The following is an 8,625-nucleotide window of genomic DNA, read 5'->3' on the forward strand; positions in this document are numbered from 1 at the left end:
TCGGCGGCAGCGCGGCGCGGGGCGAGGAGCATCTCTCCTCGGTGCGCGAGCCGCATCTGAAGGCGCTCGCCGCCCAGACCGGCCTCGCCTACGCCCATCTCGACGGGCCGGACAGCCTGCGCGCGCCCCTCCTCGCCGCCGCGACCCCACGGCCCCTGCCCGGCCGGCTCGACCTGCGTCCCCTCCTCGGCGCGGCGGCGCTCGCCCTGGCGCTCGCCGCCTTCCTCGCGGATGCGCTGCGCGCCCGCGCCCTCCCCTTCACCGCAAGCAGGACCTCATGATGCGTCTGTCCCTTCTCGTCCTCCCGCTGGCGCTCGCGGCGACCGCGGCACTGGCCCACGGCCCGACCCCGCAAAAAGTCTCCCAGTCGATCACGATCAAGGCGAGCCCGGACGCGGTGTGGAGGGTGGCCGGCGACTTCGCCGGCATCGGTCGGTGGCACCCGGCGCTCGCCAAGGCCGAAGGCAGCGGCACCAAGGACGGCGGCACCCGCACCCTCACCTTCAAGAACGGCGGCCGGCTCGAGGAGAGCCTTGACGAGTACAAGCCGGAGGCGCGCACCTATTCCTACCGGATGGGCGAGCCGGACCTGAAGGCGCTGCCGGTCTCCTCCTACTCGGCGACGGTCACCGTGAGCCCCGAGGGCGACGGCTCCAAGGTCGAGTGGATGGGCCGCTTCTACCGCGGCGACACCGGCAACGAGCCCCCCGAAAACCTCGGCGACGAGGCCGGCAAGGCGGCGATGAACGCGTATTTCGCGGACGGGCTGAAGGGCCTGAAGGCGGCCGTGGAGGGCGGCAAGGCCAAATGAGGAATCCGGCCTAATGATCCGCCCCGCCCTCGCCGCGCTGATCCTCGCCTCCGCGCTCGCCGGCGTGCCGGCGCAGGCCGCGCCCGTCTACGTCGCGAGCCAGCAGGGCGCGCAGGTGACGCGCGTCGAGGCGGGCGCGGTCGCGGGCCGCGCCGCCGTGGCGGGGGCCCCCGCGACGGTCGCGGCGGGCGGCGGATCGGTCTTCCTCAGCCATCCGGACGGGCACGCGATCACTGTGGCCGACGCGGCCACCGGGGCGGTGCTGCGCCGCCTCCCCTACAAGGGCCAGGGCTTCGGCCTCGCCGCCTCGGCGGACGGCGGCACCCTGTTCGTCGCCGACTGGTCGGGCCACCGCGTCGATCGGCTCTCGGCCGCGGACGGAACGGTCGAGGCCTCTGCCGAGACCGGCCGCGACCCGGCCCATCTCGCCCTCGACCGCACCGGACGGCTCTACGTCGCCGACCGGGAGAGCCATCAGGTCAGCGTGTTCGAGACCGCGCGGATGACCCGGCTCGCGACGATCCCCGTCGGCACCGCGCCCTTCGCCCTGGCGCTGAGCCCGGACGAGCGCCGCCTCTATGTCGGCAACGTGCGCAGCAACGACCTCACCGTGATCGACACGCAGGCGCTGAAGGCCGTCGCCACCGTGCCGGCCGGCGCCATGCCCTACGGCATCGCCGTGAGCCCGGACGGGGCGCGGGTGCTCGTGACCAACCAGCACGCCGCCACGGTCACCGTTCTCGACGCGGACACGCTCGGCATCGCGGCAACCATCGGCGTCGGCCGCTATCCCGAGGGCATCGTGATCGAGGGCGGCCGGGCCTATGTCGCGAACTGGTTCTCCGACACCGTGTCCGTCCTCGACCTCGCCACGCTGAAGGAGGTCGCCCAGGTGCCCGTCGCCGAGGGTCCGCGCAGCCTCGCCGTCGCCGCTGCAGCGAAGGATACTCCGCGATGAGAGCGCGTGCCGCCGGTCGCCTTACCGGCCTGTCGGCCGGGCTCGCCATCCTGCTGATTCTCTGCGCCTGCGACCGCGGCGCGGAGACCGCCGGCGAGGCGTCGAGCGCGGCGCCCGACCGCGGCGACGAGGGGACCGTCGTCGCCTCGACGGCGGAGGATCACCTGCCGGACTGGCTCTCGCCCACCGACGGCACGGATCCGGCCCGCTGGCTCGCCGGCCGCGAGGCGGGGCACCCCTTGCCCGCGGATGCCGCCGCGGTCAGGGACATCCGCGAATCCCTCGACAGGGCGCGCAGCGCCTTCGTGGAAGACAAGCGCATGATCGCCAACCGCACGGTGCAGCTCGGGCAGATGCTGTCCGAGATCGGCAAGCCGGAATCCTATCGCGGCCTGATCGACGGCCTCGGTGCGATCGCGGCCGTGCGGGGCCGCCACAAGAGCCTCTACGGCGAGATGTGCCAGCACTACTACAACACCCGCGCCCAGGGCGCCGACCACGCCGCCGCCCTCGCCCGCCTCGAAGCCCGGGAGCGGCCGGACGTCGCCGCGCCGGAAATGCCGCCCGACCCGCCTCGGCCCCAGGGAGAACAATTGGGAGAACAGTCGGGAGGACAGCCGTGAGCGACGGACGCGCGGCCGCCCGGCCCGTGCCGGCGCGGCCGGAGACGATGCTCGTGGTCGACGACCACCCGATCGTGCTGCAGGGCGTGCGCCGCCTGGCGGACGCCGCGGGCGTCGCCAGAGTCTACGAGGCCGCCGACATCGTCTCGGGCTATCGCCTGTTCCACCGGCACCGGCCCGCCCTCGTCGTGGCCGACCTGAGCTTCCGCGACGACGGCCTGTCCGGCCTGTCGCTGATCCGCCGCATCCGGGCGCTGGACCCGCGAGCGCGCATCCTCGTCTTCAGCATGCATGCCGACCCGGTGCTCGTCTCCCGGGCGCTGGAGAGCGGCGCGCTCGGCTTCGTGCTCAAGGATGCCGGCTCGGAAGCCTTCCTCGAAGCCCTCGACGCCGTGCATGCCGGGCAGGGCTACCTGCCGCACGCGCTGGCCACCGACGTGGCGATGCTGAACCGCGGCGCCCGCCCGGCCCCGCTCGCCACCCTGAGCGCGCGGGAATTGCAGATCCTGTCGCTGCTGAGCCAGGGCAAATCGTACGAGGCCATCGCCGGCGCCATGGCGGTGAGCTACCGCACGGTGATCAACGCCAGTTCCAGCATGCGCAAGAAGCTCGGCGTCGAGTCCCGCGCCGGGCTGGTCCAGATCGCGGTCAACCGGCGCAACGCGCTGCTGTGAGCGCCCCTGGAAGGATCGGCCGGCAGCCAGTAGCCGGACTTCTCCCATCCTCCCCCTCATCCTGAGGTGCCGGCGCGCAGCGTCGGCCTCGAAGGATCCTCCAGATCCCGCACGATTCCTGGAGGATCCTTCGAGGCCCGCTGACGCGGGCACCTCAGGATGAGGGATGTAGATCGGGAGTCCGCGACCGGCCCGCTGGGGTCACTCGGCACGCCGCTCCTCCACGGGCTCGCCGGGCGAGGCCCGCGGGCCGGGGCCGCCGGCGGGCGTGGCGAAGGGCAGCGTCAGCGCCGCCGCGACGAGGACCGCGGTGATCCAGCGCCGCGGCCGCTCGGGGGCGGAGGCGAGGCTCGGACCGGCGAGCCGGTGCCGCGGCTTCTCCCCGCCGAGGGGCGTCGGGCAGGGCCGCCCCCCCTCCGGGGACCGGTCGAGATGGCGCTCGACCGCGCCGAGCAGCGCGGCCGCCTCCCCGTCCAGGCTGTCCCAGTGCCGGGTCAGGGTGCCGCGCTCCGCCGGCTCGGATGCCGCGGCATCCGGGCCGGTCTCCGTCGTCCGCTGCTCCTCGGGGGCCGTCCGAGCACCTGTCATGTCAGCGCCTGTCATGGCGGGGAGCGTCAGGCGCGGTGGTAGGCGTCCTCGAGGCGGACGATGTCGTCCTCGCCGAGGTAGCTGCCGAGTTGCACCTCGATCAGTTCGACATCGTCGTTGCCGGGATTTTCGAGGCGGTGGATCGCGCCGAGCGGGATGAAGATGTGCTCGCTCTCGCGGTAATCGGCGATCGTGTCGTCCACGGTCACCCGGGCGCAGCCGCGCACCACGACCCAGTGCTCGGCCCGGTGGCGGTGCTTCTGCAGGGAGAGCCGGCCGCCCGGCGCCACGGTGATCCGCTTGACCTGGAAGCCGTCGGAGGCCTCCAGCACCCGGTAGCTGCCCCAGGGGCGGTGCGAGGAGGCGTGCCACTCGGCCTGGGGCCGGCCCTTGCTGCGCAGGATCTCGACCATCTTGCGCACGTCGCCGCAGCGGCTGCGGTCGGCCACCAGGATCGCGTCCTTCTCGGCCACCACCACGAGGTCGCGCACGCCGACGAGGGAGGTGACCATGCCGTCGGACGAGACGAAGCAGCCCTCGCTGTCGAACAATTCGGCCGCGCCGCGGCTGACATTGCCGAGGTCGTCGCGCTCGCTGATCGCCCACAGCGCGTTCCAGTTGCCGACATCCGACCAGCCGCAGCGCATCCGCGCCACCGCGGCGCGGCTCGTCTTCTCCATCACCGCGAAGTCCAGCGAGGTCTTGTGGGTGCCGGCAAACCCCGCGGCGTCGAGGGCGAGCGCGCCGCCCTCGTCGGCGGCGGCCTCGACCGCGGCCTCCGCCGCCGCCGCCGTGTCCGGATCGAACGCCCTGTACTCGCCGCACAGGGTGTCGGCCCGCATCAGAAAGTTGCCGGAATTCCACATCCAGCGGTCGGCAAGATAGGTCGCGGCCCGGCCCGCGTCCGGCTTCTCGGCGAAGGTGTGCACCGCGTGGCAGCGCGCCTCGACGCGGGCGCCGGGGCGGATCCAGCCGTACTCGGTGCTGGCGTGATCCGCCTCGATGCCGAAGGTGACGAGGCGCCCGGCCCGCGCCGCCGGCAGGGCGGAGGCGACGGCGCGCCGGAAGGCGCGCGGCTCGGTGACGATGTGGTCGGAGGGAAGCACGAGCACCACCGCCTCCGGGTCCGCCCGCGCCACCAGGGTGCAGGCGGCCAGGATCGCCGGGCCGGAATCGCGGCGCTCCGGCTCCAGCAGGAGGGTGACGCCCGCGTCGATCGCGGCGGCCTGCTTCTCGACGAGGAAGCGGTGATCGCGGTTCGCCACCACGATCGGCCGGGCGAAGAGCGGGCCCTGCAGCCGCAGCAGGGTCTGCTGGAAGGTCGAGTGCGGCCCGAGCAGGGGCACGAACTGCTTCGGCAGCGAGGTGCGGGAGGTGGGCCAGAGCCGCGTTCCCGAGCCGCCGCAGAGGATGACGGGTTGGATCCGTGCAGGCATCGACGGGCGTCCTTTTCGTGCTGAGGCTTGGGGTGAAGCTTGGGGTGTGGCTTGGATTAGGTTTGGGTCGAGGCTCGCGAGGGGTCAGGGGGTCTGCACGGCGCTGCGCAGGGCCGGGGCGGCCTGCGAGACGGGGCCGGGCGCGGCCGCCCCGTCGCGGGCGGGCGCCGGCGCCTCCCCCGCGCCTGCCTTGGCGGGCGAGACCTGGACGACGTCGCCCGGCAGCAGCACCGAGGTGAGCGCGGCCTTGAAGGTCACCGCCCGGTCGCGCAGGGTCCGGGTGACCTCGACGCTCCAGCCGGTGGCCTCGGTCCCGCCGTCGGAGGCGGCGAGCCGCCGGGCGCGGCTCTCCAGGAGGTCGCGGGCGATGGGCAGGCTCGCCTCGGTCTCCAGCAGCTGCTGGCGGGTGGCCTGGAGGTCGGCCACGACCCGGCGCCGGTGGCCGTTCTCGGTGTCGCGCTGGCGCAGGGTCAGTTCGCCGGTGGCGGTGCCGTTGCGGGCGAGGTCCGCGTCGATCCGGGCGAGCTCCGCCCGGACCCGGGCGTTCTCGCGCTGCCGGTCCACCATGATCGTCTGCAGGCCGTGGCCGTTGTCGGTGAGCCGCGCGTAGTTGCGGACCTGGGCCTCGGTCAGCTTGACCTGTTCCTCGATCAGGGCCCGCTGCTGGCTCAGCGCCGCCCGCTCGGTCTCGAGCCGCTCGACCTGCTGGCGCAGCAGGCCGACCTCGCTGCGCTCGCTCTCGCGCTGGAGCGAGAAGATCTCCTGCTCGCCGCGCAGGAGGGCGCTCGCCTCGGGGCCGATCAGTTCGTCCGAGACGAAGCTCGTGCGCCCGTCCCGCTGCGCCTCCAGCCGAAGCTGCCGGGCGCGCTGGGCGAGCCGGGCGAGTTCGAGCCCGCGCAGGCGCTCGCGCGCGGCCAGCACCTCGCCCTTGAGTTCGGTGATCGAGCGGTCGCCGACCCGCCCGCCGCCGGCGAGCGCCACCGCGCCGAGCACGGTGAGGCCGTAGCGGTAGGTGTAGCTGCCGGGCGAGCGCACCTCGCCGAGCACGTAGACCGGCTTCATCTCGGACAGCCGCAGGCTGACCGTGGCCGAGCGCAGGTAGCCGTCGTTGAGCCGCGTCCGCACCAGGGTCTCGGCCTGCTCCGGGCTCAACCCCGCGACCCGGACCCGGCCGACCAGCGGCAGGTTCAGGTCGCCCACCGCGTCGACCACGTACTCGCCGGTGAGATCGGCCTGGCCGAACACGACCATCGTCAGCTTGTCGCCGCTCGACAGGAGCAGCGCGGTCTCGGCCGGCGGCTCCGGCAGCGGCGCCTGTCCCTCGGCGGCCAGGGGAGAGCCGGCGAGACAGAGCACCAGCGCCGCCGCGAGCGTCGCGCCGCGGCACCATTCGCCGTTCCAAGGCCGATATGTCCTGAAGTCGAGCATGCCTTCGCCTCTTGAGGCCGCCGTCCGGTCGTCGGCCGGCATCCCGGGGGAGGCCGGTCTCGGAATCTGCGCCAAGCCCGCCGTGCTCGGGTGAGGATCTCGGGTGGAGATCCGTGACGGACCGTGACGAACCGTGACGGGCCGTCGCGACGCTCTGCTTGAATGCCAGAGCCCCCTCCCCATTGGTCCTGGCTATTCGGTCCCTCCCCGGTTCGCGACCGGGTTAGTCCGACGGGGCCGGTCCCGGCCCCCGGGCGCGGTTGGGAACCGTTTCCGCACCGCCCCGTCCCCCTCGGACCCGAAAGGGGCGTCCTCCGCGCGATCGCGGTACGTCGCCATCGCCCCGTCGAGGGCTTCGTCTTCCTCGAAACAGCAATGCCGGGCGCGATCCCCGTCACCTAGTCTGTGATCGACCGATAATGGGAGGCGTCGAGCGATGAAGAAGCGTATCCTTGTCACAGGTGGAGCCGGCTTTGTCGGCAGTCACCTGTGCGATCGACTGGTGGCGCAGGGACACGACGTGCTCGCCGTCGATAATTTCTATACGGGCGACCGGTCGAACCTCGCACAGCACCTGAGCAATCCGCGCTTCGAGGTCATGCGCCACGACGTGACTTTCCCGCTCTACGTCGAGGTGGACGAGATCTACAATCTCGCCTGCCCCGCCTCCCCGGTCCACTACCAGCGCGACCCGGTGCAGACCACGAAGACCAGCGTGCTCGGGGCCATCAACATGCTCGGGCTCGCCAAGCGGCTCGGCATCCCGATCCTCCAGGCCTCCACCAGCGAGATCTACGGCGATCCGGACGTGCATCCGCAGCCGGAGGGCTATCGCGGCCTCGTCAGCGTCAGCGGCCCGCGCGCCTGCTACGACGAGGGCAAGCGCTGCGCCGAGACCCTGTTCTTCGACTATCAGCGCCGCCACGACGTGCCGATCCGCGTGGCGCGCATCTTCAACACCTACGGGCCGCGGATGAACCGCGACGACGGCCGCGTCGTCTCGAACTTCGTCGTGCAGGCGCTGCGGGGCGAGCCGATCACCCTCTACGGCGACGGCCGCCAGACCCGCGCCTTCTGCTTCGTCGACGACCTCGTCGAGGGGCTGATGCGGCTGATGAACGTCCCGGGCACGCTCGACGGCGCGGTCAACCTCGGCAACCCGACCGAGGTGACCATCGCCGAGATTGCAGAGCGGATCGTCGCCCTCACGGGCTCGCGCTCCCCCATCGTCTACCGCCCGCTGCCGCAGGACGACCCGCGCCAGCGCTGCCCGGACATCACCCGGGCGAAGGCGATGCTGCACTGGAGTCCGAAGGTCGGGCTCGACGAGGGGCTGACGCGGACGATCGCCTATTTCGACGCGCTCCTCACCGCCTCCGCCTCGAGCGTGACCCCGTTCGAGCCGGCGCAGCAGGACTTTGCAACGACGGACTTGGCGACGACAGACTTGGCGAGGACCGGCTCATGAGCGCGCCGCTTCCCCGCGTTCCGATCCTGGGGGTGCCGGTCAGCGCGATCACCCTGGACGAGGCCGTGACGGCGGTCGAGGACTGGATCCTCGGCCGCCAGCGCCACTACGTCTGCATCACCGGCGCCCACGGCGTCATCGAGTGCCAGACCGACGGGGCCCTGCGCGCGATCCACGAGCGCGCCGGGCTCGTCACGCCGGACGGGATGCCGCTGGTCTTCATGGCGCGCCGGCTCGGCTTCCCGCGCACCCAGCGGGTCTACGGACCCGACCTGATGCGCGCGCTGACGGCCCTGTCGGCCCGTAGGGGCTACCGGCAATACTACTTCGGAGGTGCTTCAGGCCTGCCCGAGCGGCTGGCCGCGCGCCTGACGGAGCAGTTCCCCGACCTGCCCGTGGCCGGCACCTTCTCGCCGCCCTTCCGGCCGACGACGCCGGAGGAGGACGAGGCGATCGTCGCGCGCATCAACGCGGCGAAACCCGACATCCTGTGGGTCGGCCTCAGCACCCCGAAGCAGGAATACTGGATGGCGCGCCACCGCGACCGGCTGGACGTGCCGGTCATGGTCGGCGTCGGCGCGGCCTTCGACTTCCTCGCCGGCACCAAGCGGCAGGCGCCGGTCTGGATGCAGCGGCGCG

At 72.8% G+C, this 8,625-nt stretch carries 9 protein-coding genes and 1 pseudogene; 7 read left to right on the forward strand and 3 right to left on the reverse strand.

Annotated features, from left to right (window positions below; genetic code table 11):
• The 5 genes and pseudogenes from MFF42_RS13965 to MFF42_RS13985 form a co-directional block, all read left to right on the forward strand.
• Positions 1 to 281: pseudogene (locus tag MFF42_RS13965) on the forward strand (VWA domain-containing protein); the annotation flags it as partial.
• On the forward strand, positions 281 to 811 hold the full coding sequence (locus MFF42_RS13970; protein ID WP_238256274.1) for an SRPBCC family protein: 531 nt from the start codon (positions 281 to 283) through the stop codon (positions 809 to 811). The pseudogene MFF42_RS13965 and the gene MFF42_RS13970, both read left to right, overlap by 1 nt.
• Positions 812 to 824: 13 nt before the next feature.
• Positions 825 to 1,769: a YncE family protein gene (locus MFF42_RS13975; protein ID WP_238256275.1), complete on the forward strand. Its 945-nt coding sequence runs from the start codon at positions 825 to 827 to the stop codon at positions 1,767 to 1,769.
• Positions 1,766 to 2,392, forward strand: coding sequence for an MxaH protein (locus tag MFF42_RS13980; protein ID WP_238256276.1), 627 nt, complete (start codon positions 1,766 to 1,768; stop codon positions 2,390 to 2,392). The genes MFF42_RS13975 and MFF42_RS13980 overlap by 4 nt, the downstream gene beginning before the upstream one ends.
• Positions 2,389 to 3,066, forward strand: coding sequence for a response regulator transcription factor (locus tag MFF42_RS13985; RefSeq protein ID WP_238256277.1), 678 nt, complete (start codon positions 2,389 to 2,391; stop codon positions 3,064 to 3,066). Before MFF42_RS13980 ends, MFF42_RS13985 begins: the two co-directional genes overlap by 4 nt.
• A 201-nt stretch (positions 3,067 to 3,267) precedes the next feature.
• Here MFF42_RS13985 and MFF42_RS13990 read toward each other — a convergent pair whose 3' ends face one another.
• From MFF42_RS13990 to MFF42_RS14000, 3 genes are all read right to left on the reverse strand, one after another.
• The gene (locus tag MFF42_RS13990) at positions 3,268 to 3,654 is read right to left on the reverse strand and encodes a hypothetical protein (protein WP_238256278.1); all 387 of its coding nucleotides are present in this window, start codon (positions 3,652 to 3,654) and stop codon (positions 3,268 to 3,270) included.
• A 26-nt stretch (positions 3,655 to 3,680) separates the two neighbouring features.
• Positions 3,681 to 5,090: a mannose-1-phosphate guanylyltransferase/mannose-6-phosphate isomerase gene (locus MFF42_RS13995; RefSeq protein WP_238256279.1), complete on the reverse strand. Its 1,410-nt coding sequence runs from the start codon at positions 5,088 to 5,090 to the stop codon at positions 3,681 to 3,683.
• An 84-nt stretch (positions 5,091 to 5,174) separates the two neighbouring features.
• Positions 5,175 to 6,518 (reverse strand): polysaccharide biosynthesis/export family protein, encoded by a 1,344-nt coding sequence (locus MFF42_RS14000; RefSeq protein WP_238256280.1) that lies wholly within the window; start codon positions 6,516 to 6,518, stop codon positions 5,175 to 5,177.
• Between the two features lie 436 nt (positions 6,519 to 6,954).
• On the opposite strand from MFF42_RS14000, the gene MFF42_RS14005 reads away from it, so the two are divergent.
• A complete protein-coding gene (locus MFF42_RS14005; protein ID WP_238256281.1) occupies positions 6,955 to 7,986 on the forward strand; it encodes a UDP-glucuronic acid decarboxylase family protein in 1,032 nt (343 codons plus the stop codon).
• Positions 7,983 to 8,625 (forward strand): WecB/TagA/CpsF family glycosyltransferase (locus MFF42_RS14010; RefSeq protein WP_238256282.1); only part of this gene is annotated, 643 nt, incomplete at its 3' end. The genes MFF42_RS14005 and MFF42_RS14010, both read left to right, overlap by 4 nt.

This window comes from Methylorubrum podarium (assembly GCF_022179745.1).
Taxonomy (GTDB): Bacteria; Pseudomonadota; Alphaproteobacteria; order Rhizobiales; family Beijerinckiaceae; genus Methylobacterium; species Methylobacterium podarium.

Coding starts and splice junctions, on each gene's coding strand:
- MFF42_RS13970 (WP_238256274.1), top strand. CDS start 281: ATGCGTCTGTCCCTTCTCGTCCTCCCGCTGGCGCTCGCGGCGACCGCG.
- MFF42_RS13990 (WP_238256278.1), bottom strand. CDS start 3,654: ATGACAGGTGCTCGGACGGCCCCCGAGGAGCAGCGGACGACGGAGACC.
- MFF42_RS13975 (WP_238256275.1), top strand. CDS start 825: ATGATCCGCCCCGCCCTCGCCGCGCTGATCCTCGCCTCCGCGCTCGCC.
- MFF42_RS13995 (WP_238256279.1), bottom strand. CDS start 5,090: ATGCCTGCACGGATCCAACCCGTCATCCTCTGCGGCGGCTCGGGAACG.
- MFF42_RS13980 (WP_238256276.1), top strand. CDS start 1,766: ATGAGAGCGCGTGCCGCCGGTCGCCTTACCGGCCTGTCGGCCGGGCTC.
- MFF42_RS14000 (WP_238256280.1), bottom strand. CDS start 6,518: ATGCTCGACTTCAGGACATATCGGCCTTGGAACGGCGAATGGTGCCGC.
- MFF42_RS14005 (WP_238256281.1), top strand. CDS start 6,955: ATGAAGAAGCGTATCCTTGTCACAGGTGGAGCCGGCTTTGTCGGCAGT.